The sequence below is a fragment of the Nonomuraea sp. NPDC004580 genome, assembly GCF_040609855.1.
Taxonomy (GTDB): Bacteria; Actinomycetota; Actinomycetes; order Streptosporangiales; family Streptosporangiaceae; genus Nonomuraea; species Nonomuraea salmonea.
Genome location: NZ_JBEXLH010000003.1, coordinates 195,534 through 220,778 on the forward strand (window position 1 = coordinate 195,534; position 25,245 = coordinate 220,778).

31 protein-coding genes and 1 tRNA gene are annotated in these 25,245 nt (G+C 68.8%); 21 read left to right on the forward strand and 11 right to left on the reverse strand.

Features of this window, described 5'->3' with window-relative positions:
- Nucleotides 1–17: 17 nt before the first annotated feature.
- Together ABZW11_RS06140 and ABZW11_RS06145 are read right to left on the reverse strand one after the other, a co-directional pair.
- The gene (locus ABZW11_RS06140) at nucleotides 18–1,163 is read right to left on the reverse strand and encodes a glutathionylspermidine synthase family protein (protein WP_355413180.1); all 1,146 of its coding nucleotides are present in this window, start codon (nucleotides 1,161–1,163) and stop codon (nucleotides 18–20) included.
- A 3-nt stretch (nucleotides 1,164–1,166) separates the two neighbouring features.
- Nucleotides 1,167–1,682 (reverse strand): hypothetical protein, encoded by a 516-nt coding sequence (locus ABZW11_RS06145; protein WP_355413182.1) that lies wholly within the window; start codon nucleotides 1,680–1,682, stop codon nucleotides 1,167–1,169.
- A 129-nt stretch (nucleotides 1,683–1,811) separates the two neighbouring features.
- Here ABZW11_RS06145 and ABZW11_RS06150 point away from each other — a divergent pair, with 129 nt between their 5' ends.
- Together ABZW11_RS06150 and ABZW11_RS06155 are read left to right on the forward strand one after the other, a co-directional pair.
- Nucleotides 1,812–2,834 (forward strand): PHP domain-containing protein, encoded by a 1,023-nt coding sequence (locus ABZW11_RS06150; protein WP_355413183.1) that lies wholly within the window; start codon nucleotides 1,812–1,814, stop codon nucleotides 2,832–2,834.
- 225 nt (nucleotides 2,835–3,059) lie between these two features.
- Nucleotides 3,060–3,782: a YafY family protein gene (locus ABZW11_RS06155; RefSeq protein ID WP_355413184.1), complete on the forward strand. Its 723-nt coding sequence runs from the start codon at nucleotides 3,060–3,062 to the stop codon at nucleotides 3,780–3,782.
- A gap of 340 nt (nucleotides 3,783–4,122) precedes the next feature.
- On the opposite strand, the gene ABZW11_RS06160 is transcribed toward ABZW11_RS06155, so the two are convergent.
- The 3 genes from ABZW11_RS06160 to aceE all read right to left on the reverse strand — a co-directional run bounded on the left by ABZW11_RS06160 (nucleotide 4,123) and on the right by aceE (nucleotide 9,326).
- The gene (locus tag ABZW11_RS06160; RefSeq protein ID WP_355413186.1) at nucleotides 4,123–4,860 is read right to left on the reverse strand and encodes a maleylpyruvate isomerase family mycothiol-dependent enzyme; all 738 of its coding nucleotides are present in this window, start codon (nucleotides 4,858–4,860) and stop codon (nucleotides 4,123–4,125) included.
- Between the two features lie 10 nt (nucleotides 4,861–4,870).
- Complete coding sequence (locus tag ABZW11_RS06165) at nucleotides 4,871–6,391, reverse strand: alpha/beta hydrolase (protein WP_355413188.1); 1,521 nt, start codon at nucleotides 6,389–6,391, stop codon at nucleotides 4,871–4,873.
- A gap of 187 nt (nucleotides 6,392–6,578) precedes the next feature.
- A complete protein-coding gene (gene aceE, locus ABZW11_RS06170; RefSeq protein WP_355413190.1) occupies nucleotides 6,579–9,326 on the reverse strand; it encodes a pyruvate dehydrogenase (acetyl-transferring), homodimeric type in 2,748 nt (915 codons plus the stop codon).
- Between the two features lie 718 nt (nucleotides 9,327–10,044).
- Here aceE and ABZW11_RS06175 point away from each other — a divergent pair.
- The 11 genes from ABZW11_RS06175 (at nucleotide 10,045) to ABZW11_RS06225 (ending at nucleotide 15,991) form a co-directional block, all read left to right on the forward strand.
- A complete protein-coding gene (locus tag ABZW11_RS06175) occupies nucleotides 10,045–10,227 on the forward strand; it encodes a DUF1918 domain-containing protein (protein ID WP_355413192.1) in 183 nt (60 codons plus the stop codon).
- A 9-nt stretch (nucleotides 10,228–10,236) separates the two neighbouring features.
- Complete coding sequence (locus ABZW11_RS06180) at nucleotides 10,237–10,644, forward strand: secondary thiamine-phosphate synthase enzyme YjbQ (protein WP_355413194.1); 408 nt, start codon at nucleotides 10,237–10,239, stop codon at nucleotides 10,642–10,644.
- A 117-nt stretch (nucleotides 10,645–10,761) separates the two neighbouring features.
- The gene (locus ABZW11_RS06185; protein WP_345387640.1) at nucleotides 10,762–11,193 is read left to right on the forward strand and encodes a DUF3052 domain-containing protein; all 432 of its coding nucleotides are present in this window, start codon (nucleotides 10,762–10,764) and stop codon (nucleotides 11,191–11,193) included.
- 36 nt (nucleotides 11,194–11,229) lie between these two features.
- Nucleotides 11,230–11,685, forward strand: a complete 456-nt coding sequence (locus tag ABZW11_RS06190) for a peroxiredoxin (RefSeq protein ID WP_355413196.1) — start codon at nucleotides 11,230–11,232, stop codon at nucleotides 11,683–11,685.
- A 72-nt stretch (nucleotides 11,686–11,757) separates the two neighbouring features.
- Nucleotides 11,758–12,039 carry a hypothetical protein gene (locus tag ABZW11_RS06195; RefSeq protein WP_355413198.1) on the forward strand — a complete coding sequence of 94 codons (282 nt, stop codon included), beginning with the start codon at nucleotides 11,758–11,760 and terminating at the stop codon, nucleotides 12,037–12,039.
- Nucleotides 12,040–12,394: 355 nt separating this feature from the next.
- On the forward strand, nucleotides 12,395–13,336 hold the full coding sequence (locus ABZW11_RS06200; RefSeq protein WP_355413200.1) for an ROK family protein: 942 nt from the start codon (nucleotides 12,395–12,397) through the stop codon (nucleotides 13,334–13,336).
- A gap of 17 nt (nucleotides 13,337–13,353) precedes the next feature.
- Nucleotides 13,354–13,425: transfer RNA gene (locus ABZW11_RS06205), tRNA-Val, on the forward strand.
- 691 nt (nucleotides 13,426–14,116) lie between these two features.
- Complete coding sequence (locus ABZW11_RS06210; protein WP_355413202.1) at nucleotides 14,117–14,320, forward strand: hypothetical protein; 204 nt, start codon at nucleotides 14,117–14,119, stop codon at nucleotides 14,318–14,320.
- Between the two features lies 1 nt (nucleotide 14,321).
- Complete coding sequence (locus tag ABZW11_RS06215) at nucleotides 14,322–14,735, forward strand: PIN domain-containing protein (protein ID WP_355413204.1); 414 nt, start codon at nucleotides 14,322–14,324, stop codon at nucleotides 14,733–14,735.
- A gap of 441 nt (nucleotides 14,736–15,176) precedes the next feature.
- Nucleotides 15,177–15,395 carry a hypothetical protein gene (locus ABZW11_RS06220; protein ID WP_355413206.1) on the forward strand — a complete coding sequence of 73 codons (219 nt, stop codon included), beginning with the start codon at nucleotides 15,177–15,179 and terminating at the stop codon, nucleotides 15,393–15,395.
- A 359-nt stretch (nucleotides 15,396–15,754) separates the two neighbouring features.
- Nucleotides 15,755–15,991, forward strand: coding sequence for a hypothetical protein (locus ABZW11_RS06225; protein WP_345387620.1), 237 nt, complete (start codon nucleotides 15,755–15,757; stop codon nucleotides 15,989–15,991).
- Nucleotides 15,992–16,326: 335 nt separating this feature from the next.
- Here ABZW11_RS06225 and ABZW11_RS06230 read toward each other — a convergent pair whose 3' ends face one another.
- Complete coding sequence (locus tag ABZW11_RS06230) at nucleotides 16,327–16,791, reverse strand: hypothetical protein (RefSeq protein WP_355413208.1); 465 nt, start codon at nucleotides 16,789–16,791, stop codon at nucleotides 16,327–16,329.
- A 376-nt stretch (nucleotides 16,792–17,167) separates the two neighbouring features.
- Here ABZW11_RS06230 and ABZW11_RS06235 point away from each other — a divergent pair, with 376 nt between their 5' ends.
- Complete coding sequence (locus tag ABZW11_RS06235; RefSeq protein ID WP_355413210.1) at nucleotides 17,168–17,746, forward strand: hypothetical protein; 579 nt, start codon at nucleotides 17,168–17,170, stop codon at nucleotides 17,744–17,746.
- Here ABZW11_RS06235 and ABZW11_RS06240 read toward each other — a convergent pair.
- On the reverse strand, nucleotides 17,743–18,264 hold the full coding sequence (locus ABZW11_RS06240) for a GNAT family N-acetyltransferase (RefSeq protein ID WP_355413212.1): 522 nt from the start codon (nucleotides 18,262–18,264) through the stop codon (nucleotides 17,743–17,745). The two genes, ABZW11_RS06235 and ABZW11_RS06240, sit on opposite strands and share 4 nt — an antisense overlap.
- A 68-nt stretch (nucleotides 18,265–18,332) precedes the next feature.
- Between ABZW11_RS06240 and ABZW11_RS06245 the strand changes: the two genes are divergently transcribed.
- The 5 genes from ABZW11_RS06245 (at nucleotide 18,333) to ABZW11_RS06265 (ending at nucleotide 20,475) form a co-directional block, all read left to right on the forward strand.
- Entirely contained in the window at nucleotides 18,333–18,824 is a 492-nt protein-coding gene (locus ABZW11_RS06245; RefSeq protein WP_355413214.1) for an Imm21 family immunity protein, read from the forward strand.
- 190 nt (nucleotides 18,825–19,014) lie between these two features.
- The gene (locus ABZW11_RS06250; protein ID WP_355413216.1) at nucleotides 19,015–19,284 is read left to right on the forward strand and encodes a hypothetical protein; all 270 of its coding nucleotides are present in this window, start codon (nucleotides 19,015–19,017) and stop codon (nucleotides 19,282–19,284) included.
- Nucleotides 19,285–19,328: 44 nt separating this feature from the next.
- Complete coding sequence (locus tag ABZW11_RS06255) at nucleotides 19,329–19,514, forward strand: hypothetical protein (RefSeq protein WP_345387610.1); 186 nt, start codon at nucleotides 19,329–19,331, stop codon at nucleotides 19,512–19,514.
- On the forward strand, nucleotides 19,514–19,960 hold the full coding sequence (locus tag ABZW11_RS06260) for a hypothetical protein (RefSeq protein ID WP_355413218.1): 447 nt from the start codon (nucleotides 19,514–19,516) through the stop codon (nucleotides 19,958–19,960). Before ABZW11_RS06255 ends, ABZW11_RS06260 begins: the two co-directional genes overlap by 1 nt.
- Before the next feature lie 62 nt (nucleotides 19,961–20,022).
- Nucleotides 20,023–20,475 carry an NUDIX hydrolase gene (locus tag ABZW11_RS06265; RefSeq protein WP_355413220.1) on the forward strand — a complete coding sequence of 151 codons (453 nt, stop codon included), beginning with the start codon at nucleotides 20,023–20,025 and terminating at the stop codon, nucleotides 20,473–20,475.
- Between the two features lie 13 nt (nucleotides 20,476–20,488).
- Here ABZW11_RS06265 and ABZW11_RS06270 read toward each other — a convergent pair whose 3' ends face one another.
- Nucleotides 20,489–21,178 (reverse strand): LysR family substrate-binding domain-containing protein, encoded by a 690-nt coding sequence (locus ABZW11_RS06270; protein WP_355413222.1) that lies wholly within the window; start codon nucleotides 21,176–21,178, stop codon nucleotides 20,489–20,491.
- 113 nt (nucleotides 21,179–21,291) lie between these two features.
- Here ABZW11_RS06270 and ABZW11_RS06275 point away from each other — a divergent pair, with 113 nt between their 5' ends.
- Nucleotides 21,292–21,603 (forward strand): DUF5997 family protein, encoded by a 312-nt coding sequence (locus tag ABZW11_RS06275; RefSeq protein ID WP_355413538.1) that lies wholly within the window; start codon nucleotides 21,292–21,294, stop codon nucleotides 21,601–21,603.
- A 52-nt stretch (nucleotides 21,604–21,655) separates the two neighbouring features.
- Here the strand turns inward: ABZW11_RS06275 and ABZW11_RS06280 are convergent, their stop codons facing one another.
- Nucleotides 21,656–22,288: a 1,4-alpha-glucan branching protein gene (locus ABZW11_RS06280; protein ID WP_355413224.1), complete on the reverse strand. Its 633-nt coding sequence runs from the start codon at nucleotides 22,286–22,288 to the stop codon at nucleotides 21,656–21,658.
- Nucleotides 22,289–22,370: 82 nt separating this feature from the next.
- Between ABZW11_RS06280 and ABZW11_RS06285 the strand changes: the two genes are divergently transcribed.
- Nucleotides 22,371–23,387, forward strand: a complete 1,017-nt coding sequence (locus ABZW11_RS06285; RefSeq protein ID WP_355413226.1) for a hypothetical protein — start codon at nucleotides 22,371–22,373, stop codon at nucleotides 23,385–23,387.
- Here the strand turns inward: ABZW11_RS06285 and ABZW11_RS06290 are convergent.
- Nucleotides 23,377–24,792: a glycoside hydrolase family 28 protein gene (locus ABZW11_RS06290; RefSeq protein ID WP_355413228.1), complete on the reverse strand. Its 1,416-nt coding sequence runs from the start codon at nucleotides 24,790–24,792 to the stop codon at nucleotides 23,377–23,379. The genes ABZW11_RS06285 and ABZW11_RS06290 overlap by 11 nt on opposite strands.
- A gap of 151 nt (nucleotides 24,793–24,943) precedes the next feature.
- Nucleotides 24,944–25,237, reverse strand: a complete 294-nt coding sequence (locus tag ABZW11_RS06295) for a hypothetical protein (RefSeq protein ID WP_355413230.1) — start codon at nucleotides 25,235–25,237, stop codon at nucleotides 24,944–24,946.
- Nucleotides 25,238–25,245: the final 8 nt, after the last annotated feature.

Genomic DNA, 25,245 nt, shown 5'->3' on the forward strand with positions numbered 1-25,245 from the left:
AACGGGTGGGTACGGGTTCAGGACTGGATGCGGTGCGGGACGAAGGAGGAGGTGTCGTCGGTGATGTAGCCGGTCGTCTCCCTGATGCCCAGGCCGGCCGCCTCGTCGGCGACCATCCAGGCGCCGAGCACCGGCCGCTGGCCCTCGAAGACGGGCAGCGCCTCGAAGCCCTGGTGGACGTAGCCCTCGCGGCCGTACTGGCCGGGCGTCTCCTGGACGCCCTCAGGGGTGACGATGCGCATCGAGGCGCCCTCCCTGCCGAGCAGCGGCTTGCTGATGAACGAGGTCAGGTCGCGGGGCCCGTCGAGGTAGGCGGGCAGCAGGTTGGGATGGCCGGGATTGAGCTCCCAGAGCACGGCGAGCAGCGCCTTGTTCGACAGCAGCACCTTCCACAGCGGCTCGATCCAGGTGGCGTGGCGTACGGCGTGCCGTCCGAACTCGTCGGACAGCATCCACTCCCACGGGTACAGCTTGAACACCGAGCGCATGACGCGGCCCTCGGTGTCCACGAACGTGCGGTTGAGCGCGTCCCAGCCGATGTCCTCCATGGCGACGGCCACGGTCGCGAGGCCCGCCTGCTCGGCGGTCTCCTGGAGGTAGGCCACGGTCATGGCCTCTTCGCCGGTCTCGTCGGCGCTGGTGAAGGCGAAGTGGGCGGGGCCGGACGGCAGGCGCAGCTCCCGCCAGCGGTCGATGAGCCGCTCGTGCACCGAGTTCCACTGGTCGTCGCCGGGGAAGACGTCCTGCAGCCAGAACCACTGCACGACCGACGACTCCACCAGCGACGTGGGGGTGTCGGCGTTGTACTCCAGCAGCTTGGCCGGGCCCGTGCCGTCGTAGCGCAGGTCGAAGCGGGCGTACAGGTGGTCGTCGCGGCGCTCCCATGATCGGGCGACGTCCTCCCACGCCCATTCAGGGATCGCGAAGTCGGCGAAGCGGCCGGTCTCCACCACGTGCGCGGCGGCGTGCAGGCACATCTCATGCAGCTCTTCCACCTGGCGTTCGAGCTCTTCGACCTCGTCCATGGAGAAGACGTAGTGGACGGACTCGTCCCAGTAGGGGCGGCTCAGCCCGGCCGGGTGGGCGGCGCGGTGGTAGGCCAGGCCCTGGCCTTCGATGGTCTTCTCCCAGCCGTCCCTGGGAGCGGCGTGCTCGCGGCGCATGGCTCAGCTCCCGCCGCTCCAGCCGCGGCCGAAGCCGCCGCGCTGGATCGACTTGCCGCTCCTGCTGCTGATGTTGACGTCGGAGGGCTTGAGCGTGGTGCCGCCGCGTACGCGGGTGCCGACGCGGTGGCCGCCGTAGTACCAGACGTAGGCGCCGTGGGAGCCGCCGTAGTGGTGGCCGCCGGTGGAGGAGGAGCGGCTGTCGTCGTCGCAGAAGGAGTCGTCCACGACCTGGTAGGAGCCGTCGGAGGAAGTGCTCGTGGCCGTGGGGCTGTTGGTCGGGGTCGGGGAGTCGGTGGCGGTCGGGGTGGCGGTCGGGGTGGGGGTCGGTGTGGTGGGGAAGTCGCCGCCGCCGGTCGGGCTGCCCAGCAGGACGCAGTCGGCCGTGACCTCCTCGTCGTCGTCGACCGCCGCGCAATAACCCACGACCATCACCGAGAGGACGCCGAGGACCGCCAGCGGAACGATCTTGGACGATTTGCGCGGCGGCTGCTTCGGCGCCTGCGACGGGTGTGGCATGAAACTCCTGCTTTCCTGGGCCGATCAGACTAGCGGCGGCCCTTGGCCCTGATCAATGGTCCCTGGCCGATTTGCCCTGATCAGGGTTGGTGCTCCCGGTCGCCGCTCTCCTGGGGTAGGACTGGACGCATGGATCCGGTCGAGGCCCTGCGCGAGATCGCCTTTCTGCTCGAGCGCGCGGATGAGCCCCCGTACCGCGTGCGTGCCTTTCGCCGCGCCGCCGCGGTGATCGATGAGCTGTCCCCCGGAGAACTCGCCCGTCTGGTCCGTGACGGCGGGCTCGGTGATCTGCCCGGCATCGGGAAGGTCACCGCCCTTGTGGTTAACGAAAGCCTTATGGGTGAGGTTCCAGCTTATTTGCGGCGAATGCGGGCGACTGCCGGGACGGAACTCGACGCGGAGACCGCGGAGCTGCGCGCGGCGCTCAAGGGCGACCTGCACAGCCACTCCGACTGGTCGGACGGCGGCTCGCCGATCGAGGAGATGGCGCGGGCGGCGATCACGCTCGGGCACGACTACCTGGCCCTGACCGACCACTCGCCGCGGCTGACGGTGGCCAAGGGGCTCTCGGCCGAGCGGCTCGAACGGCAACTCGACGAGGTGGCCGCGCTCAACGAGCGGCTGGCGCCGTTCAGGATCCTCACCGGCATCGAGGTGGACGTGAACCTCGACGGCTCGCTCGACCAGGAGCCCGAGCTGCTCGACCGGCTGGACGTGGTGGTCGCCGGCGTGCACTCCAAGCTGCGCATGGGCGCGGAGGACATGACCCGCCGCATGGTCACCGCCATCGCCGACCCCCGCGTGGACGTGCTCGGCCACTGCACGGGCCGCGTCGTGCGGGCGGGCGGCAGGCGGGGGGTGAAGCGCCCGGAGTCGGAGTTCGAGGCGGAGCTGGTCTTCGAGGCGTGCCGGCGGTTCTCGGTGGCGGTCGAGATCAACTCCAGGCCCGACCGGCTCGACCCGCCCAAGCGGCTGATGCGGCTGGCGTACGAGATGGGCTGTCTGTTCGCGATCGACTCCGACGCGCACGCGCCGGGGCAGCTCGACTGGCAGCGCAACGGCTGCGAGCGGGCCGCGAGGTGCGGGATCGAGGCGGACAGGATCGTCAACACCTGGCCGCTCGACCGGCTGCTCGGCTGGACGCGGGGCTGACTGTACGGCTGGATGCACGGTCGAATGCCGGAAAGAACCGCGGATCGTCACGCGGCGGAAAGGCGAGTACGGCTCACATGTCGCGTGGAAGGTCGTTCCGCTTTTGTCGGGGGTCCCCGGGGTGGTGACGCGGGCGTGAGACCCCTGTGGCGGCGCGGTTAGGTGGGTGTCGCGGGGCTGCCGCGCGGCCCGCGATTGTCGGTGGCGGCGCGTAGCGTTCCGCTTGTGAACCGTACCGACCGGCTCTACGCGCTCGTCGAAGACCTGCGCGCCATCGCGCCACGCTGCCGCTCCGCCCGCGAGCTGGCCGCGCGGTTCGAGGTGAGCGTACGCACGATCGAGCGCGACATCACCGCGTTGCAGGAGTCGGGCGTGCCGATCTACGCGGAGCCGGGTCGCAAGGGCGGCTACGCGATCGACAGGAAGGCCTCCCTGCCCCCGCTCAACTTCACGCCGACCGAGGCGGTGGCCATCGCGGTGGCGCTCAGCCGGGCCGGCGACCAGCCGTTCGGCCACCAGGCCCGCAGCGCGTTACGCAAGGTGGTGGCCGCCATGCCGGGCACCGAGGGCGAGCTGGCCAGAGAGCTGGCCAGGCGCGTGCAGCTCGCGCGCCCGCAGGACGAGCCGGAGGTCCGGCCGATGGGCGGCGAGGGCATCTCCCGGGCCATCGAGGAGGCGCTGCTGCGCCGCCGGGTGCTCAGGCTCGACTACGCCGATGCCAAGGGGGCGCTGACCTCGCGCGACGTCGAGCCTGGTGTGTTCCTGGGCGGGCGTGGCGGGTTCTGGTATCTCGTGGCGTGGTGCCGGCTGCGCGACGACGTGCGCGTCTTCCGCCTCGACCGCATCGCGGCCGCCACCGTCACCGCCGAGCGCTGCCCCGACCGGCCCCTTGAGGGCTTCGCCACCGACGTGCCCGAGATGGTCGTGCACGGCACGGTGCTCGACTGACTGATCCGAGAGTTTTTTCGAAAACACCGACAGGGGGTTGTCGCCATAGGGATACATCCTTGTGGTGTTCGAACAACGAGGAGCGCATGATCTTCCATCCCAGGTGATCATCCGCTCGCCGGCCGGAGAGAGCGCCTTCCCCGCGAGATCCCGGTCCCGGCGAGCGGGCCGCCCCGCCTGCGCGGGGCGGGTCACCCGTCGCCCTGCACACGCCGCCTATCGCCGCGCGGCGGCGCGTCCAGGGCCCTTGCGCTCGCGGTGCTCGGACGGTGCTCGGACGGTGCTCGGACGGTGCTCGGAGTCGGTGCTCGGAGGCGGCGGTCAGGGAGCAGGGCGGTGCTCAGAGGGAGGCGGCCGACAGCCAGCGGTCGAGGAGGCCCTGGTCGCCGTGCACGGTCACCGCGGCGGGTGAGCGGCGGCCGTAGAGCACGAGCAGCAGGTCGGCGGCCGGGCCGCGCACGGCCACGTCGCCCTTGGCGTGCCCGCGCTCCCAGGTGATCGTCCCGGCGGGGCCCTGCGTGATGGTCCACTCGCCGTCGGCGTCGCTCGCGTGGAGGTGGATCGTGGCCCCCTCCAGGCCGAGCTCGGCCAGCGGCTTGGTGACCCACCTGGCGGACGGCAGGTTGTGCAGCAGCTCTTCGATGCCGTCGATCGCGGTCTCCGCCGGGATCTCCGGGTCGATGCCGAGCGCGAGCTCGGCGTCCACCCGGTGGATCAGCAGCTCGAAGAACATCCGGCGCGGCCACCACGAGGCCTGCTTGTCCGGCCCCCACGACCACACGGGCGTCGCGGGGTCGGTGGCGCGCAGCGTCTCCAGCATCTCGCCGGCCCCCGCCGTCAGCCACGCCGCGTCGCCGGGGACTCCCTCCGGCAGGCCGGTCGGCACCTGGAGCGACCAGATCCGCTCCTGCACCTGGTTGCCCAGCACGTGCACGGTCCAGCGGTGCAGCCGCCCGACGTGGGTGACCAGGTCGGCGATCGTCCAGCCAGGACAGCTCGGCACCGGCACCGACAGGTCGCCCGACAGCGCCGCCAGCCTGCTCGTCTCGGCTTCGATCCTCGCGAGGTAGTCAGTCACCCGATCCACATTAGGCCGCGGGGCAAGTGGTGCCCTTCTGCGGCATCTTGCCGTCGATCAGGTAGGCGTCCACGATCCCCTGCACGCACTTGCTGCCCGACAGGTACGCCCCATGCCCCTCGCCCTCGTACGTCACCAGCGTCGCGGTCTTGAGCTGGGCCGTCAGCTTGGGCGCCCATTCGTACGGCGTGGCCGGGTCGCCCTTGCCGCCCACCACGAGGATCGGCGCGGACCCGGTGGCGTCCACGTGCCTGGCCTCGTCGCTGCCCTTGGCCGGCCAAACCCGGCACAGCCCGCCCGAGCCCTCGCTGCCGAACAGCGGCGAGATCTTCAGCGCCGCCGCCTCCGTGCGGCGCAGCGTCGCCTCGTCGGGCCGCTCCGCGGTGTCGACGCAGGTGATGGCGGGGAAGCTGGTCATCTGCGTGGAGTAGTTGCCGTTCTGGTCGCGCCCGGTGTAGGAGTCGGCGAGGTACATCAGCGCCTCGCCCCGCCCCTTGAGCGCCTCGCCCAGCGCCTGCTCGAGGAAGGGCCAGGTCAGCTCCGAGTAGAGCGCGGCGGCCACGCCGGTGGAGGCCAGGCCCTGGGTCAGCGCGCGGCCGCCCACCTGCAGCGGCTTGGTGGTCAGCTGGTTCATCAGCCGGGCCACGTTCGCGTTGGCCTCCTCGGTCGTCTTGCCGGCCGCGCAGCTGCCGTCCTTCACGCACGCCTTGAGGAAGCTCTCGTACGCCTGCTGGAAGCCGCGCGTCTGGGCCAGCGTGCGCTGCTCGAACGTGACGGTCGGGTCGAGCGGCGCGTCGAGCACCATGCGGCCGACGTTCTTCGGGAACAGGGTGGCGTAGACGCCGCCGAGCTGGGTGCCGTACGACATGCCGACGTAGTTGAGCTCGGGGTCGCCGACGGCCTCGCGGATGCGGTCCATGTCGCGGGCGGCGTTCACGGTGCCGACGTGGGGCAGGATCTTGCCGGAGTGCTCCTGGCAGAGGGCGGCGAACTCCTTGTTGGCCGCCTCGGCCGCCTGGTGCGTCCGCGCGTCGGCCGGCAACGTGTTGAGCGAGGTGAACCTGTCCATCTCGGCGCCGTCGCCGCAGCGTACGCCGGAGCTGCGCTCGACCCCGCGCGGGTCGAAGCTGATCAGGTCGTAGCGGGCGCGCAGCGCGGTCAGCGCCTTGGCGGCCTGGTCGAGCGTGTCGACGCCGGAGGCCCCTGGCCCGCCGAAGTTGAACACCATCGAGCCGAGCTTCTTCGCCTTGCCGGTGGCGGGCAGCTTGATGAGCGCGAGGTCGATCTTCTCGCCGTCCGGCTCGGCGTAGTCGAGGGGCACCGCGAGCTTGCCGCACCGTACGGAGGCGTCCTGGCGGGCGGGCGGCTCGCCGTCGGGACGCTTGATGTCGGTGCACGGCCCCCAGGCGATCGACCCTGATGCGGCGGGCCCGGGGCTCGCGCCGTCGAGGGCCTCCGAGGCCGGCTGGGCGGGTGCGGTGGAGCAGCCGGCGGCCGCAAGGGCCAGGGCGGCGGCTATAACGCGACGCATGACGAAACTTCCCCTCACATCTCTTCAGGGGGAAGTAGTGCCCACAATACGGCAACGTGCACCAATGGTGAGTGAGGCGGCACGTACCCCTCCTGAACGTGCCGCCTCAGATGCCCGACGGCCCGGACGGCCTGATATGACGGCGCTCCCGCGAAGATCTTCGCGGGAGCGCCGTATCCCGGTCGGGTCAGACACCCATCGACTGGGTGTCGTTGCTCTCCGCGCCGCCCGCCTCGGTGACACCGTTCTTGAGGTGGTAGCGGGCGATGGCCTCGCGCAGCACCTCGCCGTCGAGTTCGCCCCGCTTGACCAGGCTGCTCAGCACGGCCAGCGTGATCGAGGCGGCGTCGACGTGGAAGTGGCGGCGCAGCGCCGAGCGGGTGTCGGACAGGCCGAACCCGTCGGTGCCCAGCGAGGACCAGTCACCCGGCACCCACTGCGCGATCTGGTCCTGCACGGCCTTCATGTAGTCGCTGACGCCCACGAACGGGCCCTGCGCCTGCGACAGCGCCTGCGTGACGTAGGGGACGCGGCGCTCGGCGTCGGGGTTGAGCAGGTTGTGCTCGTCGCACGCCAGCGCGTCGCGGCGCAGCTCGGACCACGACGTGGCCGACCACACCGTGGCCGACACGCCCCAGTGCTCGGCCAGCAGCCGCTGCGCCTCCATGGCCCACGGGCCCGCCACGCCGGAGGACAGGATGTTGGCCTTGGGCCCCTGCGTCTCCGGGCCGTCGGCGAACTTGTACAGGCCCTTGAGCAGCCCCTGCACGTCGAGGTCGGCGGGCTGGGCCGGCTGCAGGTAGGGCTCGTTGTAGACGGTCAGGTAGTAGAAGACGTCCTCGGGCTGGTCGCCGTACATGCGCCTGAGCCCGTCCTTGACGATGTAGGCCACCTCGAACGCCCACGACGGGTCGTAGGAGACGGCGGCCGGGTTCGTCGAGGCGATGAGCGGAGTGTGACCGTCTTCGTGCTGCAGGCCCTCGCCGTTGAGCGTGGTGCGGCCCGCGGTGGCGCCGAGCAGGAAGCCGCGGCCCATCTGGTCGCCCATCTGCCACATCTGGTCGCCGGTGCGCTGCCACCCGAACATCGAGTAGAAGATGTAGATCGGGATCATGTGCTCGCCGTGCGTGGCGTAGGAGGTGCCGGCCGCGATCGCCGAGGCCATCGAGCCCGACTCGCTGATGCCCTCGTGCAGGATCTGCCCCTGCGTCGCCTCCTTGTACGACAGCAGCAGCTCCCTGTCGACGGCCTCGTACGTCTGCCCGTGGGGCGAGTAGATCTTGGCCGTCGGGAACATGGCGTCCATGCCGAACGTCCGGGCCTCGTCGGGGATGATCGGCACGAACCGGTGGCCGATCTCCTTGTCGCGCATGAGGTCCTTCAGCAGCCGCACGAACGCCATCGTGGTGGCGACCTGCTGCTTGCCCGAGCCCTTCTGGAAGGTGGCGTAGACCTCGTCGCCGGGCAGCTTGACCGGCTTGGCGCGGATGACCCGCTTGGGCAGCACGCCGCCGAGCGCCGCGCGGCGCTCCTTCATGTACTGGATCTCGGGGTCGTTCTCGCCCGGGTGGAAGTAAGGAGGCAGGTCGCCCTCCAGCGCGGAGTCGGGGATCGGCAGGTAGAGCCGGTCCCTGAACTCCTTCAGCTCGGCCTTGGTGAGCTTCTTCATCTGGTGGGTGGCGTTGCGCGCCTCGAAGTCCTTGCCCAGCGTCCAGCCCTTGATGGTCTGGGCGAGGATCACCGTCGGCTGGCCGACGTGCTCGCGGGCCGCCTTGAACGCGGCGTAGACCTTGCGGTAGTCGTGGCCGCCGCGCGACAGCTTGCGGATGTCGTCGTCGGTGAGGTGCTCGACCATCTTGCGCAGGCGCGGGTCGGAGCCGAAGAAGTGGTCGCGGATGTAGGCGCCCGACTCGACCGAGTAGGTCTGGAACTGGCCGTCGGGGGTCGTGTTCATCTGGTTGACCAGCACGCCGTCGACGTCGGCCGCCAGCAGCGGGTCCCAGTCGCGGCCCCAGACGACCTTGATCACGTTCCAGCCGGCGCCGCGGAAGTACGACTCCAGCTCCTGGATGATCTTGCCGTTGCCGCGTACCGGGCCGTCGAGCCGCTGCAGGTTGCAGTTGATCACGAACGTGAGGTTGTCGAGCTCCTCGCGCGCGGCCAGGCCGATCGCGCCCAGCGACTCGGGCTCGTCCATCTCGCCGTCGCCGAGGAAGGCCCACACGTGGCTGCGGCTGGTGTCCTTGATCTGGCGGTTGAACAGGTAGCGGTTGAACCGCGCCTGGTAGATCGCGCCGATCGGGCCGAGACCCATCGACACCGTCGGGAACTCCCAGAAGTCGGGCATGAGCCGCGGGTGCGGGTAGGAGGGCAGGCCGTGGAAGCCGTGCGACAGCTCCTGGCGGAACGCGTCGAGCTGGGCCTCGTTGAGCCGGCCCTCGAGGTACGCGCGCGCGTAGATGCCCGGGGCCGCGTGACCCTGGAAGAAGACCTGGTCGCCGGACTCGCCGTGGTCCTTGCCGCGGAAGAAGTGGTTGAAGCCCACCTCATAAAGGGAGGCGGCCGAGGCGTAGGTGGCGATGTGGCCGCCGACGTTGGTGCGGGCGTTGGCTCGCGACACCATGACGGCCGCGTTCCAGCGGATGTAGGCACGGATGCGGCGCTCGACGTGCTCGTCACCCGGGAACCATGGCTCGCGCTCCGGCGGGATCGTGTTGATGTAGTCGGTGCTGCGCAGGCCCGGCACGCCGACCTGGTGCTCGCGGGCCCGCTCCAGCATGCGCAGCATGAGATAGCGGGCTCTGGTGCGGCCCTCGGTCTTGACGACGTTGTCGAGAGACTCGAGCCACTCGTTGGTCTCGCTGGGATCGACATCAGGCAGCTGGCTGGGTAGGCCGTCGCTGATGATCGAGAATCGCTGGCGTCCGGAAGCCACTGGGTCTCGCCTTCCGAGATGGACTGATGTCTGGTCTGGGTCGCCTTCCATCCTGGTCTCTAGCCGGAGAAAACGCATCTCTACTAGCCAGTAACCAGAGTGTCCCTGCTGGCAGGGCCGCCCCTGATGGCCTAGACCACCGATGGTAGGACGAATCGCCACCAAAGGTTACATCCCGGAAGCAATTTAACAAGACCAGAAAACCAACGAAATTTCGCTCGATTCCCGGCTGCTTCGGCGATGTCTCCTCCGTAGCCTTAGCCTCCCCCTCGGAGGAGGCTTCTCACTCGCGGCGGGCGAGTCTATCCGGCCAGGTCGTCCGGGCGCTCAGGACGGGATCGCGGCCGTCCGACGGCCGCTCCTGGCCGGACTCCTCTTGGTTGTGATCACGCAGGTGGCTTGAGCGGGGTCATGCGCCGGCTTTCGGCGCGAGCGGGCGGCGGCCTCTGCCTGTTCCCGGGCTGCCCGCCGCGGCCTTCCTTCCGTCGTGGGGGCCTTGCGCCGGTGTGTCCTGGAGGCTCTCCTCGCCCCTCTGTCCGGTGTCCCGCCGCCCGGGCGCGTCGCCGCCGATCGGGGCTCCCAACCGTCGCTCTCGCGGTGGCGACGTTCGCTCCATGCACCGTAACAATCCGGTCATGATTCTGGAGCGCCCTCCAGACCCGGCAAAACTTAGGAATCTCACTTTTCGTACGGCATTCCACGTACCAATGTGAGAGGTATGAATGCGACGGTTGGTGACCGCCTCCTGGTACATGGCAATACCGTGGGCGAAAGGGACAGGAGTGGCGTCATCACTGAGGTCCAGGGCGTGGACGGCACGCCCCCGTACCGGGTTCAGTACGACGACGGGCACACCTGCCTGGTCTTTCCCGGGCCCGATGCCGTGGTGCTGCATCAGTAAGATTTTCGCGTGAGATCTGAAGTCATCGCTGTGGCCACCGGTTCCCGGGAGACCGTGCACGACATCACGGCCGAATGCGCCGAATTCGTACGCGGTCAGGGCGGCGACGGGCTGCTGCATGTCTTCGTGCCCCACGCCACGGCCGGGGTCGCGCTGCTTGAGCTGGGCTCGGGCAGCGACGACGACCTGCTGGCCGCGCTGCGCGACCTGCTGCCCGCCGACGATCGATGGCGTCATGCCCACGGTTCGCGAGGTCACGGCAGGTCCCACGTGATGCCCGCACTGATCCCGCCGTACGCCACGATCCCCGTGCTGCGCGGGCGAATGGCACTGGGCACATGGCAGTCGGTCGCCTTGATCGACCTGAACGTCGACAACCCGCAACGCCAGGTGCGGCTGTCGTTTTTGTCTGATTGATTCTGGCCGACCAGGGCCGCACCCGTGGCGACCGTTGACGACTGAGGGTCACAGCGTGTGGACTGTGCCGAAGCGATAAACCGCATAAGCGGGGCCACTCAAGCAGGAGGGATAAACGTGAGCGCGACCGCGGGTCAGGCGCAGGGCGAGCGCGGCCTGGCCGAACGACTCGGCCTCAAGCCGGGTCAGGTGGTGCAGGAGATCGGTTGGGACGAGGACGTCGACGACGAGCTTCGCGACTCCATCGAAGACCTGACCGGCAACGAGCTGCTGGATGAGGACAGTGATGACGTCGTCGACGTGGTGCTGCTGTGGTGGCGCGACGGTGACGGCGACCTCTTCGACGCTCTGACCAACGCCATGCGAGCACTCGCCGACGGCGGCCAGATCTGGCTGCTGACTCCCAAGGCCGGGCGCGATGGCCACGTGGAGCCGAGCGACATCGGGGAGGATGCCGCCACCGCGGGTCTCTCGCAGACGAGCAGCATCTCCGCCGCACCCGACTGGTCCGGGACCAGGCTCGTCCCGCCGAAGGGCAGCCGCCGGTAGGAGCCCCGAGCGCCCGCCGTACGGCAGGATGGACCTGTGAACGCACATCCTGCCGAGGTCGGCGCCCAGGCTCCTCATTTCGAGCTACAGGACCAGCACGGCACCCCGGTGAGCCTGCGACAGTTCCGGGGTGAGAAGGTCGTGCTGGTCTTCTACCCGCTGGCGTTCAGCGGCATCTGCGGCAGCGAGCTGTCCGCCCTGCGCGATCAGCCCATCGAGGGCGCCCGGTTGCTGACCGTGTCCGTCGACTCGGTCTTCACGCACCGTGCGTGGGCCGATCGCGAGGGTTACACGTTCCCCCTGCTCTCTGATTTCTGGCCACACGGACAGGTCGCGCAGGCGTACGGTGTCTTCGATGAGGCGAAGGGGCTCGCGCAGCGGGGGACCTTCATCATCGACGGCGAGGGCGTGATCCGGTGGTCGGTGGTCAATCCGATCTCTTCGGCACGTGACGTCGCCGACTATGTCAAGGCACTCGCCGATATCGCATGACGTTCAAGGACATCGCCGACTTCGGAGGAAACGATGCCCTGCTTCCGGTGCGGGGCCCGGCAGACGGACCCGGTGCGCGGAGCCAGCCCGTGGCAGCGCGGAGTGCGCCACGAGTCCCAGGTGCTCATCTGCCCTGACTGTCAGCGGCTGCACGACCTCGACCTCGACTCCTGCGCGACGTGCGGGTCGACGGCGCTGTTCTGCCGGCTGGGCGAGGTGGAGTGCCGGGGGTGCGGTGCCGTCTGGATGGCCCGCTCGTCCACCGACCCCATTCACCCACCCACCGTCGCCGCACCCCCTGGACTGTCGGCCGAGGTGGAGGCGGCGCTCAACCGGGTCCTCGGGCGGGCCTGAGGGGGCTTGTGCGGGGTTGCGGGTGTTGTGGCGGGCTTAGGGTGCTTCACTTGGGTTCGCGGGGCTGTGTGATGGTTTGGGGCGTCTTGAACGGGATGCGCGCCACAGCTTGATCGTGTCTGGGACGCCGTACCGAACGTGTCTGGGACGCCGCATTGAACATGTCTGGGATGCCCTGCCCCCCGGCCTCCGCACAGGTCGTGTACCCCTGTCACGGACCCCGGTCCGGCTGGTTGATCAAGGTCGTGGTCGGCGGCCGATCGACGTCGCGTTCACGTGCTGATCTTGTGCCTGGGGCCGGACACCCTTTCCGGACATTTGCTGAGCTGCGCTATCGTCTCCTTCCGTGTCCGCAATGAGTTCGTTCGTCGTCGCGCTTGACGTCGGTGGCACGTCCATGAAGGGCGGCCTGGTCAGCGAGTCCGGCGCGGTGCTGCTGAGCGAGCGGCGCCCCACCCCTCGGACCGAGGGACCGGAGGCGGTCGTGGCCGCGATCTCCGACTTCATCAGCCACCTGGCCGGATCGGGCGACGGCATCCCCGCCGGCGTCGGGCTCGCCGTACCGGGGCTGGTGACGGAGAGCACCGCCGTATACGCGACGAACCTGGGCTGGCGGGACGTCCCCGCCACGGACTTCACCACCCTGGACATCCCGGTCATGCTCGGGCACGACGTACGTACCGGGGGCCTGGCGGAGAGCATTCTCGGCGCGGGCCGCGGCGTCTCCGACTTCCTCTTCCTCCCCATCGGCACCGGCATCGCCGGCGCCTCGATCATCAACGGCGAGCCGTACGGCGGCGCCGCAGGCTGGGCGGGCGAGATCGGCCACACTCCCGTCTTCCCCGACGGCGAACAGTGCGCGTGCGGGCAGTTCGGCTGTCTGGAGACGTACGCGTCGGCGGCCTCCGTCGGGCGCCGCTACAGCCAGCGGGCCGGCGTCGAGGGCGTCAAGGCCGAGCAGGTGGTCTCCTCCGACGATCCCATCGCCATCGAGGTCTGGGACGAGGCCGTGGAGGCGCTGTCGCTGGCGCTGGCCACGTACACGCTGCTCCTGGACCCGTCCGTCATCGTCCTCGGCGGCGGCCTCGCCGAAGCCGGCCCCGCCCTGTTCGACCCGGTACGCACGCGCCTGATCAAGCGCCTGGCCTTCCGCGAGGCGCCCCCGCTCGTCCCCGCCGCACTCGGCGTGGACGCCGGCATGCTCGGCGCCGCCCTCCTGGGCTGGCGCGCCGCCGGCCGCCCCGAGCTGGGGCCCGGGTGGGTCGTGGATGTGCGATCGGGTCCGTTGGTGTCGTAAGGTGTAGTGCCGATCAGGGGCGGTTAGCTCAGCGGTAGAGCACTCGCCTTACAAGCGAGGGGTCACTGGTTCGAACCCAGTACCGCCCACCTGCGATATCAGCCCCGTCTCCGATCATGGAAACGGGGCTTCGTGCCATCAACGTGTCAGTAGCCAACGCAATTCAATCTTGTTCAGTCACCACTCGCCTCGGTCGGCAGAAACTGCGCGATCGTGCTGTTGAGACATCGGTGATCTTGTCGTCGTTTCCGCCGTTCTGTGCCGACAGACGTGACGCGCTGGTAGAGGGCAGCTGATCACCTGAACCGGTCGTGGTACACCGTCTCGTGACCGCGGTGTCGGAGCGCCATCGGGCCTAGGTCAGAGCTGTAGCTTTCCCACTGCTGAGCGGCTTCATTGGCGGGGATCTCAGCGGCGAGATGGCAGTGGTGGGAAGCGGCCTACGTAGCGCTGACGTGACGGCCTGCGGCGCGGTGAAGGTCCTTGCCATCCATGGAAAGGCCTTTGTTGGCTGCTGCAGCGCAACCCCGTCGCGGCATTCGCCGTCTCAGGACTTTTTGGGCGATCGCCTGCAATGGGCTAACCAGCGGCGTCTCGAGTTCGCTGGGTTCGGTGCCGATGTCTGCCTGGCCAGAGTCCTTCTGTCGCTTGCAGCCCGGCACGGCTACGACACTCCAGAGGGCATCGGCGCGGCTCCCTGAGTAGACCTTTCCCTGCTTGAGGGGCCGGGCTGCGTCTGATACTCGTGCCCTCCTCAGGTCTCAGACCTAGACTGGTGACATGAGCGTAATGCGCGAAGAACTGCACCATCTCGTGGACCAGTTGCCGGAGTCGGAGCTGCGGCCCGCTCTGGAGCTGATCCGTGGTCGGCTGGACGAACCTGCCCCTGTGGATCGCGACCTCCCGTTCTTCGCATCCTTTGAGGCTGAGCCTGACCTCGCCGAACGGCACGAGGAGATCCTGCGCTCGGAGATGGGCCGCTGAGGTGCTCCTGTGCGACACCGGTGTTCTACTGGCCGCCGGCAACGTCAAGGATGAGCACCACCATGCCTGTCTCAAGCTGCTCCGTCAGGCGGAGGGGCCGCTGCTGGTGCCGTCCCCGGTGATGGGAGAGGTCGGCTATCTCCTGGAATCTCGTGTCGGACCGCAGGCTGAGGTCACGTTCCTGAAGTCGTTCGGTGGCAATGGGTTCCACCTGGCCGAGCTGGAGGGCGAGGACCTTCCTCGTATGGCCGAACTCGTCGAGAGATACGTCGACCTCCCTCTCGGACTGGTGGACGCCGCCGTCATCGCGATTGCCGAGCGATTGGGGCTGAGGGAGGTCGCGACAGTCGACCACCGGCACTTCCGGATCGTGCGCCCACGCCACGTCGAGGCCTTCACGCTGTTGCCCGGCTGATCACGAACGCTCCTGACTGAGTGACTATCTGGGGACAATCGCCTTGGACAAGTTCGGACAGCAGTGGACCATGCGCCCAGGTCAGGGCGGGTGCCGGTGCTGGGCCCGCCCCTTTCTGGGTTGATTTACAAGCGAGGGGTCACTGGTTCGAACCCAGTACCGCCCACCTGCGACATCAGCCCCGTCTCCGATCATGGAAACGGGGGTTCGTGTCATTGTCCTGCCTTCCCGTGTTCCCTTTGCGGGACCGGGATCTTCACGGCCGCTTCAGAGGGTGAGCGCCGAGGTCGATGTCCCTGACCCGGCACTACGGTCTTGCTCATCGTAAAGGTAGGCTGATGCAGCACTCTGTCAGCGAGGCGGATGTTCTGCGAGAGCCGACTGGGGTCACCGCGCATGCATGCTGAGAGGTTGTTAGCTGTTTCCATCCGGGCTGGGCTGATGTTGGTGTTCGCCCTGATGGGTGGAGGCGTACTCACTGCGTTGGGCATAACGGCCGGCGACTTTTTCAGTGCCTCCTCCGGGAAGATTCTTGCGCTTGTCGGCATCGGGGTGGTTCTGGTGATGCTGGTCTGTTGCGCGCTTCTGGCGGGCGTCACCATACGGCTTTCGAGGTGGCTTCTTGAGCGCTTCATCAAGTCCGGTGACAAGGAGATGTGACCCGGCATCGGGACTCGTTCTGTGCTTCTTCTGAAGAAGCTTACGACGCGTTGAGGCCGCCGTTGACATACTGACCAGCGGCCACTGGGCCGGGTCCTTGAACAGCGGGATCGCGGGCTGAGCCGAGCGACGAAGAGCAGGTGGCTCCAGCCGGCAAGGCGTATGAGGGGTCGTCGGCTCGCCGCTCCCCCCAGCAACAGCCGCAACGCCCTGGCCGAGCTGCCCCTGCGCGCCGTCCGCTCATGATCCATACTTTTCCGACAAGATCCATGATCGGGGATTTTCTAGATCAACAGGCCGTAGCGTGAGGTCATCCGTACGGGCGGCGCGTGTGTCGCCCATAGAGAAAGGACGATGTCATGCGACGCAAAGCCGCACGTTTCGGCGTGACAATGGCCATGGCCGGCGCTCTCGCCACCGGTACCCTCACCGCCGCCCCGGCCAGCGCCGCGGCTGCCGGCTGGTTCCCGTATCAGGGATTCCGGACGCTGACGACCTGCGTTCAGGCGGGGACGGCCAAGCTGATCATGGAGAACTACAAGGAATACGACTGCCGCTGGGACAGCCCGTTCTACATGCTCTGGCTGAGGAAGTAGCGGGATAGGATCTCCGGGAACGTGCCCGGTGCGCAGGCGAGGAATTCTTCTCCCGTGTGTCGCAGGTTCGAGTCCTGCCCGCAGGCTTCGGCCTCGGTAGCTCAGATGGCAGAGCATCGGTCGTGACGCTTCGCCGCTTTGATCTCGGGCACGTTCTCCTGACCTCGGGCTACGTTCGGGAGGCATTTCGTGGTGCTCGACCGTGGCACGTCTCCCGTCGTGACGGAGCGGGAGCCGCCTTCCGGCACGTACGAGGGCGCCTCCGGCTACGTAGGCGACCCCAAGAGCGCGCTCTTCCTCATCGCGGTCTCGAGCATGGTCGGCGAGGACACCTATTACGAGCGGGCCGGTGATCGCGACGGCCGGTTCCGGCGGCTCGTCCACAGGTGGCCGTCGAGGACGGTGAATGGTTGGCCCGATTCCTGCCGTGGCTGCGTACCGAGGCGAACATGCGCTCCGCGTCGCTCGTCGCCGCGCTCGAAGCGGTCAAGGCGCGGCTCGCCGCGGGTCAGCATGGGCTGAACCGGGGGCTCGTCGACGGAGTGCTGCAGCGCGCCGACGAGCCGGGCGAGGCGCTCGCTTATTGGACGGCCACGTATCGGCGATCCATCCCGAAGCCGGTCAAGCGCGGCGTCGCGGACGCCGTCCAGCGGCTCTACACCGAGCGGAGCCTGCTCAAGTACGACACCGGCTCCAAGGGTTTCCGGTTCGGGGACGTCATCGACCTCGTCCACCCGGCCCCACACCCGGACAAGCCATGGCAGGGGGACCTTTTCCGGCATGCCCTCGATCGGCGCCACAACCGGGACAACGGCCTTCCCGAGTCGCTGGAGGTTTTACGGCGGCGCGCGTACCTGATGTCGATCCCCGTCGCCGAGCGGCGCGCGCTCCTCACCCAGGGCCGGCCCGCGGCGACGCTCGCCGACGCGGGCATGACCTGGGAGGCGCTGGCCGGATGGCTCCAAGGGCCCCTGGACGTGCAGGTGTGGGAGGTGATCATCCCGAGCATGGGGTACATGGCCCTGCTCCGGAACCGCGCAACTTCGACGCGGCCGGCATCGGTGACGCCGTCGCCGAACAGATCATGGCGAAACTCGCGGACCCGGACGAGGCGGCCAGGTCGCGGCAGCTACCGTTCCGGTTCTACTCCGCGTACCGGGCGTCCTCGTCGTCGCGATGGGGGCCACGCTGGACCGGGCGCTCACGCTGGCGACCTCGAACGTGCCGTCGTTCAAGGGGCGGACGCTCGTCCTCGTCGACACGTCCGCGTCCATGACGTCGGGGGCGGTCGCGGCGCGTTCGTCGGTCTCGCCGGTGCAGGCGGCGGCGCTGTTCGGCGTCACGCTCGCCGTCCGGGGCTCACATGTGGATCTGTACGGCTTCGCCGACGGGGTCTTCGAGCACCCCGTTCCTGCGGATGGCGCGGTGCTGGCGGAGATGCGGCGGTTCTGCCGGCGAATCGGGGAGGTCGGGAACGGTACGCGGATCGCGAAGGCCGTGCGGAGCACGTACCGGGGGCATGATCGCGTCGTCATCCTGTCGGACATGCAGACCATGACGCGCTCCATCGGGCGCGGCGTCACGTCCGCCGCACCTGAGCATGTCCCCATGTACGGCTTCAACCTTCAGGGTTATCGGTACGCCGCCATGCCGGCCGGGCGGGGGAACCGGCACGAGTTCGGCGGTTTCTCCGACTCCATGTTCGCGTTGATTCCTTTGCTGGAGGCCGGGGGTGACGCCGGCTGGCCGTTCTAAATGGTCGGGACCCAATAGCGGCGCTTCTGGTCGGTGAGGTCGAGCAATTGCCCGCCGTTGGCTTCGATGACCCGCCGGGAGGCGACATTGGTCTTGTCGCACATGACCAGCGCCCGGGAAATGCCCAGGCTTTTCGCGATCGGGAGCGCCGCCGCCAGCATGGCCGTCGCGTGGCCCTGGCGGCGTGCGCTGGGCCGGACGTCATAGCCGATGTGACCGCCCCACTTCTCCAGAGCCGGAGTGAGGTGGTGGCGGATGGCCATTCTTCCGAGGAACTGCTCGCCGTCGGCCCACCACAGGGTGGTCATCGGCACGAATCCGGGACGTACGCCCGATGCGGTCCGCTCGTTGATGACGCGCACGGTGTACGCCTCGAAAGCCGCCGAATCCACGAGAGCCTGCGGGTCGACGTCCTCGACGAACCACGGCACCGGATAATCCTGGTCGGCGCGGAACTCTTTCACCGCGGCCACGAACGATGTCCTCAGTTTGCTGGTCGGGTCGATGAGTTCCGGCATGGCGACCATGATGCCCGGGTGGGCGTTGGGGACCAAGCGGATTTCAGCGGTGTGGGAAAGGACGGGACGTGCGGATCTGGGTGGAGTCCTCGCGCGGACCGCTGGCGCTCATGCCTGCGGAGGCGTTGCACGAGTGGACCGGCGTGAACGGCGCCGACTACGAGGCGGCATGCGCGGTCGAAGGCTTCGGGGTCATCGGGTTCGGGCGAGACCGGTCGGCAGTGATTCTCTGGGATGAGCCTGCGCGGACCACGTTCTTCGAGCGGCTCTTCGTGCAGTGGATGTACGCCGATTCCGATGGTGACGTGGAGCGGGCGGTGTCGAGATTGCGCGACGTCGTCTGGGAGCAAGGGCCGATCGTGGACGTCGGCGGGCCGATGGTGCTTCTCGACGCCGCGGCGCCTGGACCGGAGGTGCGGATCGACCAGGCGCGGGGCGAGATGGATGCGGAGGCGATCAGCGCCGAGATAGAGCCGGGCCTGTATTGGGTGGACCGCGGCGAAGTCAGCCCGGACGAACGCACCTGCTTCCGCTGCTACCACCTCGTCGCCCTCGCCTAGGCTGATCCCGAACGGCGACGACGGCTCCGGACGAGCGGCTTGCAGGTCGGCGGTATGTGGAGTCTTTCCGCCGGGACGCTTCTGCTCGCGGCCCGATGTGACCGTCTCAATGCGAACGATCTTCGTGGCGGGTCATCATGTAGCGCGCTGGTACGGACACGCACAGTAGTGCCCGGACAGGCGGAGCGGCATGAGGGAGGAGCTGTGGGTTGCATGGCTGAATGTCAGTGCAAAGACCGCAGAGAAGATCCAGAATCGCCATGGACTGAGCGCCCTTGAGGTAAGGGACGCGGTCGTGTGCCGTGAGGGACTGGTGTACACCTGGCACCATCATCCGGAGCGTGGCGTCCGAGCCCTGGTGCAGGTGCGCATACGGGGGATGACGACGCTGGTCGTCCTCTATCCCGCCACTGAACTTGACGGTGATGTCTACAACCTCGGCAGCGCGTACCCAATCTGATCGTCGCTGGTCTCAAGCATGCTCTGGAGGGCATCATGACGTACATGAGCGCCAACGATTTCTACGAAGAGGACGAACCCGTCCAAGACATCCTTGAGGCGTTCGAGCGTGGCGAGAAGCGGGTGACCCGCAGGCCCGATCGTGGGTTCAACGAGCACCTGACGATCGTGGGGACGCCCACGGTCGGGGAGACCAGGACGAGCGGCTCCGTACTGGTCAACGTCTGCTGATGGCCGCACCCATCGATATCCAGCTCATCCTGTGTGACGCGGCTGTCTCTGATCCGAGCGGCAAGGTGCACATGCTCGGCGCCGGTTGGTCCGTAACCGGAGCGCCTGTCGCGCCACATGCTGTCGTCGTGCTGATGGGCATCCCGCGGGATCGCGCGAACCAGAAGATTCCACTTCGGCTCCAACTCTGTGATGAGAACGGTCAGCCGGTTCAGGTGACCAAGCCGGATGGCGAGCGGACGCCGGTCGTTCATAGCGGCGATCTCGAGATAGGGCAGCCGCCCGAGCTTGCGGCAGAAACGCTGATCGATGCGGCATTCAGCGTCAGCATTCCTCCTCTCCAGCTTGGACCTGGGCGTTACCAATGGCGAGTTCAGGTGGGCGAGCAGGTGGTCAGCAAGTCGTTCACCGCTCAGCAGGGACGCGACCAATACACGTCGGAGTAGCGGGTACAGGTGGCGCGGTTCAGGCCGTTGTGAGGGGCGAGGGTGTGAGTGATCAAGGGGGTGTGCGGTTCGCTTGGGCTCGGGCTGCCGCTGGGGCGCTGTTCGTTGATGAGGGTGGCCGGGTGATGGTGGTCACGCCCACGTACAAGCCCACCCTCGACATCCCGGGTGGGTTCGTGGAGCCGGGGGAGACCCCGTACGAGGCGTGCGTCCGGGAGGTGCGGGAAGAGCTGGGGATCGAGCCTCGGATCGGGCGGCTGCTCGTGGTCGATTGGGCGCCTGATGCGGTGGCGGGCGAGCTGGTGTTGTTCGTGTTCGACGGCGGGGTTCTGCAGGGCGAGGTGCTTGAGCGGATCACCTTCCCGGACGGCGAGCTGAGCGCCTTCGCTTTTCATTCCGCCGAGGAGCTCGACGGGTTGCTGATCGAGCGGCTCGCCCGTCGGGTCAAGGCAGCCGTCACCGCACGGGAACGTGGTCTGACCGGCTACCTGGAACATGGTCGGGCTCTCCGGTAGCGGTACGGCGGGCTCAGCGGCGTCGGCCTCTGCGGTTTCGTGGGGGAGGGGTGCGGCGTTTTTGTGCTGGCTTCTTGGGTTTTTCGGGGACGGTGGGGCGGGGGCGGCCGCGGGTGCTGTTGACCGTGCGGCCGCGGACTATGCCGATGAAGTCTTCCATCAGGTCCGTCGTCGCGTCCGTCAGCCAGGTCAGGCCGATCTGTGATTGCGGGGCGTCCGTCACGGGCCGGTACGTGAGGTCTTTGCGGTGGTACAGGCGGGCCAACGACTGGGGGACCAGGACGAGGCCGGCGCCGGAGGCCACCAGCGGGATGGTGTCGGCCGTGGTGGGCGGGCGGGTGAAGGCGGGGCGGCCGGGGAGCGCCGTCCACTGGAGAGCGTCGTCCAGGGGATGGAAGATGTCGTCGTCGGCCAGGTCGGCGAGCGTCACCTCGTCGGCGGCGGCCACCGCGTGGTCCTTCGGCGTCACGACCACCGTGGTCTCGACGTACAGAGGGATGACGTTGAGGCCGTCGCGGTCGATCGGGAGCCGGACGAAGCCGGCGTCGGCGCCGCCGTCGCGCAGGAGCGCCACCACCTCGGAGGTGGGCGCCATGGACAGGGTGATCGGTACGTCGGGCAGCCGCTCGGTCCAGACGTTCACCCACTTCGCGGGGGTCACGCCGGGCACGTACGCCAGCCGGAACGTCTCACCATCGGTCACCGCCACAGCGTACCGATGTCAGCGAACCCCTCCCGACTGGCTACGCTTGGCGCCATGACCTCGTCCAAACCGAAGAGCATTCAGACGATGAAGCCCGAGACGGCGGCCAAAAGCTGGGTGTCCTCTTCTCGGCCACCCCCGCCGAGTTCCGCGCGGGCGTCGTCTCCAGGGACGAGCTGAACGCGCTGCAGGCCAACCCGCCCGCCTGGCTCACCGACCTGCGCCGCAACGGCCCGCATCCCAAGCAGGTCGTGGCCGCCAAGCTCGGCGTCTCCATCTCCGGCCTGGCCAGGGCCGGCATCACCGAGCCGCTCACCACGGCCGAGATCGAGCAGCTGAAGGCGGAGAACCCGGAGTGGCTTGAGCACGAGCGCGGCGTCCAGGCCGAGGCCCGTAAGGAAGCCGCCCGCCTCAAGCAGCGCTGAATCGTCCGGCCGGTCCCTCCCGTGGGCGTCCGGCCGATGGCCTTGCGGTCGCTCAATGTCGTGGGTGGACGGTGAGGAAAGGGCCGCTGGCCTTGGTGCCGTCGGAGTTGGACCAGGGGCCGGTGATGTGGCCGGTTGTGGCCGGCCGGGCCGCGGGCTGGAGGACGCGGTGGAGGCGGAGAGCCGCGCCGGACGGGCCGGGGAGGATCGTGCCGTCTCTATCGTCGGTGGTGCCGGTCTCAGCGGGGCCTGCCGGCGTCGCGGTGTAGGAGACGGTGATGGTGGGGTCGGGGGTGTCGGTGGTGTTCTGGTCTTGGGCTGCCACCTGGCCTTCGAGCAGGGCCGTCAGCTGGGCGATCAGTACGGGGTCGTGGCAGCCGTCGTAGATCCAGCGGCGGCCCAGGACGCCGTGCTCGGCGGTGCCGATGAGGGCGTGTTCGGCGTCCGCGAGCGGCGCTCCCCGGTACGTGAGCGGCACCAGGTACGCCGTCGCCCGGCCGCCTGACGTGTCGTTGACCACCATGAACTCGATGCCTACCGCGCCCTCGGGATCGTCCAGCCGGAAGCCGCCCGCCTTCGACAGCTCGGGCGCGGCCGAGCCGCGGTGCCACGGGCGGGTGGGGAGCCAGGCGGTGAGCAGTTCCAGCTTGGTCGGCTTGAGGGTGGTGCGGTGGATGACGGCCATGGCGGGGGTCTCTTTCGTCGCGTCGTGCCTACACCGGGATCTTCGCATGCTACGAGAGAGGGTTTTCCGGTAGCTTCTCCGCATGTGGGCGGGCAGGGTGTGGCCGGTGCTCGTGCTGCTGTTCGCGGTGGGTTGTGCCGCTGCTCCCCAGGCCGGGCGAGCCACGGGGAGTCCACGGCCGAGCGGGATCCGGTTGCTGGTGGGCGGCACGACGATCGTGGACGTGGACACCGGCGCCGCGACGCCTGTGACCGGGCTGCCGGCGGATCAGAGGGTCACGCTCACGGCCACCGTCCAAGGGCCGCACACGGTGATCGCCGCGAGCGGTCCTGGCGTCAACCAGGTGCGGCTGTATCTGCTCAAAGGGTCCAAGGCGGTCGAACTCGCCAGCGGCTGGAACGCGTTCCCTGCCGCTGACGGCTCGGGTTTCTGGGTGACGGATCAGCCGGAGTACGGCGGTCCTTGCACTGTACGCGAGCAGGCCGAGGACGGGACGATCCTGCGCCGCCCCAAGTGGAGCCCCTGCGGTGCCCTGCCGTACGCCGACACGCCTTACGGGCTGCACGCCAGGCACCGGCGCGAGTCGCTGCTCCTGACCCATGACAGTCTGCGGAAGACCGCCCGCTATCCGCGGATCGTCGCCGCGACGTCCAGGGAACTGCTGGTCGAGCGGAAGGACGGGCGGCTCGCCTTGGTGGTGCCAGGTGAGGAGGAACGGCCGGTCGGCAGGCCGATCGGCACGGGCGCGGTGGCCGAGGGTGAGGTGAGTTCGAACGGCACGTACGTCGCCGTTCCGTTCCTCACCCCCACCCTCGGCGCGCACGAGTCGCTGGACGTCTGGGTGCTGGACACGCGCACGCTCGCATGGACGCACGTCCCGTCCATGCCCCTCCCCGTGGACGTCAGGAGCCGCCGCATGCGCTGGACGCCGGACGGACGGCTGGTGCTCGCGGGCGGCTTCGTCACCACGGCGGACGACCACCCCCGCGAGAGCGACCACGCGGGGGTGGTCGCTTCGTGGAGGCCGGGTGAGACGGGCCTGACCAGGCACGAGATGCCTGCGGACTGGCGGGAGAGCGTGGCGATTCTCAGGTCGTGACGGGGACGCCGTCGGCGGTGACGTTCTTGAGCACGAGGTTCTCGACGTTCTCGATGACGTTCGCGGTGGCGGTGGCGCCGAAGTCCACGTCGGTGAGGGTGACGTCGCGGATCGGCGCCTCCGGGTAGCCGCGCAGGTTGAGCGCGCGCCTGGCGGTCCGTACGGTCACGTCCCTGACGTCGATCCCGCGTACGGACGGGTCGAACCCGTGCCCAGGCCCTTCCTCGTAGAAGAAGTTCACATCGATCACCGAGCCGCCGACCTGCCCGATCTCCAGGTCCCTGGCGTGGAAGCCCTCGATGAACCCGCCGCGTACGGAGTTCGTCTTGAACCGCAGCGCGATGTCGAGGTTGGGGCTGGACATCGCGCAGTCCCTGATGAACACCTCGCGCACCCCGCCCGACATCTCGCTGCCGATCGTCATGCCGCCGTGCCCGTCGCGGAAGGTGCAGTTCTCGACCAGGATGTGCTCGCTGGGGACGTTCACCCGGCGGCCGTCGGCGTTGCGGCCCGACTTGATCGCGATGCAGTCGTCGCCGGTGTCGAACGTGCAGCCCCTGATCACCACCATGCGGCTGGACTCGGGGTTGCAGCCGTCGTTGTTGGGTCCGTGGGAGACGACGATGACGTTCTGGACGAGGACGTTCTCTGACAAGGTGGGGTGGATCTCCCACATGGGGGAGTTGACGATGGTGACGCCCTCGATGAGCACGTTGCGGCACCGGTACGGCTCGATGAAGGAGGGCCGCAGGTAACCGCCCTCGCCGTAGCGGCGCCGCGCGACCGGCACCCCCTGCTCGGCCTGGGCGAACAGGGCGGCCCGCGCGGCGGCCTGGGTCGGCTCGCCCGGCTCCCAGCCGTGGTCGCTCGACCCCTTCCACGGCCACCAGTGCTCGTCGCCGGCCTGCCCGTCGAGGACGCCCGACCCGGTCACGGCGATGTCGCTGCGGCCGTAGGCGTAGATGAGCGGCGAGTAGTTGAACAGCTCGACGCCCTCGAACCGGGTCGGCACGAGCGGCAGGTACGCCTTCGGGTCGGTGCTGAACAGCAGCGTGGCGCCCTCCTTGACGTGCAGGTCCACGCGGTCGAGCAGGTGGATGGGACCGGTGAGCCAGCGGCCTTCCGGCACGTCCACGTGGCCGCCGCCCGCCCGGTGGCAGGCCCTGATCGCGGCGCGGATGGCGGCGGTGCAGTCGGTCGTGCCGTCGCCGCGCGCGCCGAAGCGGGTGATGGCGAAGCGGCGGTGCGGGAAGACGGGCGGGCGGACGCGCGCGGCGATGCGGTTCGCACGGGCCCAAGCAGCGGGTGTTCCAGACCCGCGGGCGAGGGCGGCTTCTGGGGTGAGGATGGGGACGGCGATGGCGGACATCGCCAGGGCACGCATGGCGGTGCGGCGGCTCAGCACGGGCAACTCTCCCTGTCACGCTCGGGACCGCCCGGAGCATATGCCGACCCGTTGCGGTGATCCAGACGTCCGCCGCCTGTTTCCGCTGGAAACGCGGTGCAACCGGTTGCAAACCACGGCGAGGCCAGGCGGCCTCGCCGTACTCAGGAGGTCAGCAGGAGTTGGCGCCGTCGAACGTACGGACGCCGCGGGCCACCTTCGACCAGATCGTCCCGCCGGGGCGGACCGTGTGGCACTGGCCGTCGGTGCCGTGGGCCCACACGATCTTCAGGCGCAGCGTCCTGCTGCAGTCGTTGCGCGCGTAGCCGGTCTTGGTGATGGTGCCGGTCGTCTGCCAGACGACCACGCAGGAGGGTGCGTTGCCGGCGGGGGCGGCCTGGGCGGGGGCGGCGGCCGCACCCAGGGCGCAGCACGCGGCGGCGAGGGCGGTGAGAGTCTTGCGCACGGAACGTG

Coding starts and splice junctions, on each gene's coding strand:
- ABZW11_RS06280 (WP_355413224.1), bottom strand. CDS start 22,288: ATGGCCGTCATCCACCGCACCACCCTCAAGCCGACCAAGCTGGAACTG.
- ABZW11_RS06210 (WP_355413202.1), top strand. CDS start 14,117: ATGAGCGTAATGCGCGAAGAACTGCACCATCTCGTGGACCAGTTGCCG.
- ABZW11_RS06225 (WP_345387620.1), top strand. CDS start 15,755: ATGCGACGCAAAGCCGCACGTTTCGGCGTGACAATGGCCATGGCCGGC.
- ABZW11_RS06285 (WP_355413226.1), top strand. CDS start 22,371: ATGTGGGCGGGCAGGGTGTGGCCGGTGCTCGTGCTGCTGTTCGCGGTG.
- ABZW11_RS06140 (WP_355413180.1), bottom strand. CDS start 1,163: ATGCGCCGCGAGCACGCCGCTCCCAGGGACGGCTGGGAGAAGACCATC.
- ABZW11_RS06240 (WP_355413212.1), bottom strand. CDS start 18,264: ATGCCGGAACTCATCGACCCGACCAGCAAACTGAGGACATCGTTCGTG.
- ABZW11_RS06255 (WP_345387610.1), top strand. CDS start 19,329: ATGAGCGCCAACGATTTCTACGAAGAGGACGAACCCGTCCAAGACATC.
- ABZW11_RS06220 (WP_355413206.1), top strand. CDS start 15,177: ATGTTGGTGTTCGCCCTGATGGGTGGAGGCGTACTCACTGCGTTGGGC.
- ABZW11_RS06260 (WP_355413218.1), top strand. CDS start 19,514: ATGGCCGCACCCATCGATATCCAGCTCATCCTGTGTGACGCGGCTGTC.
- ABZW11_RS06200 (WP_355413200.1), top strand. CDS start 12,395: ATGAGTTCGTTCGTCGTCGCGCTTGACGTCGGTGGCACGTCCATGAAG.
- ABZW11_RS06235 (WP_355413210.1), top strand. CDS start 17,168: ATGGGGGCCACGCTGGACCGGGCGCTCACGCTGGCGACCTCGAACGTG.
- ABZW11_RS06250 (WP_355413216.1), top strand. CDS start 19,015: ATGAGGGAGGAGCTGTGGGTTGCATGGCTGAATGTCAGTGCAAAGACC.
- ABZW11_RS06175 (WP_355413192.1), top strand. CDS start 10,045: ATGAATGCGACGGTTGGTGACCGCCTCCTGGTACATGGCAATACCGTG.
- ABZW11_RS06165 (WP_355413188.1), bottom strand. CDS start 6,391: ATGCGTCGCGTTATAGCCGCCGCCCTGGCCCTTGCGGCCGCCGGCTGC.
- ABZW11_RS06145 (WP_355413182.1), bottom strand. CDS start 1,682: ATGCCACACCCGTCGCAGGCGCCGAAGCAGCCGCCGCGCAAATCGTCC.
- ABZW11_RS06150 (WP_355413183.1), top strand. CDS start 1,812: ATGGATCCGGTCGAGGCCCTGCGCGAGATCGCCTTTCTGCTCGAGCGC.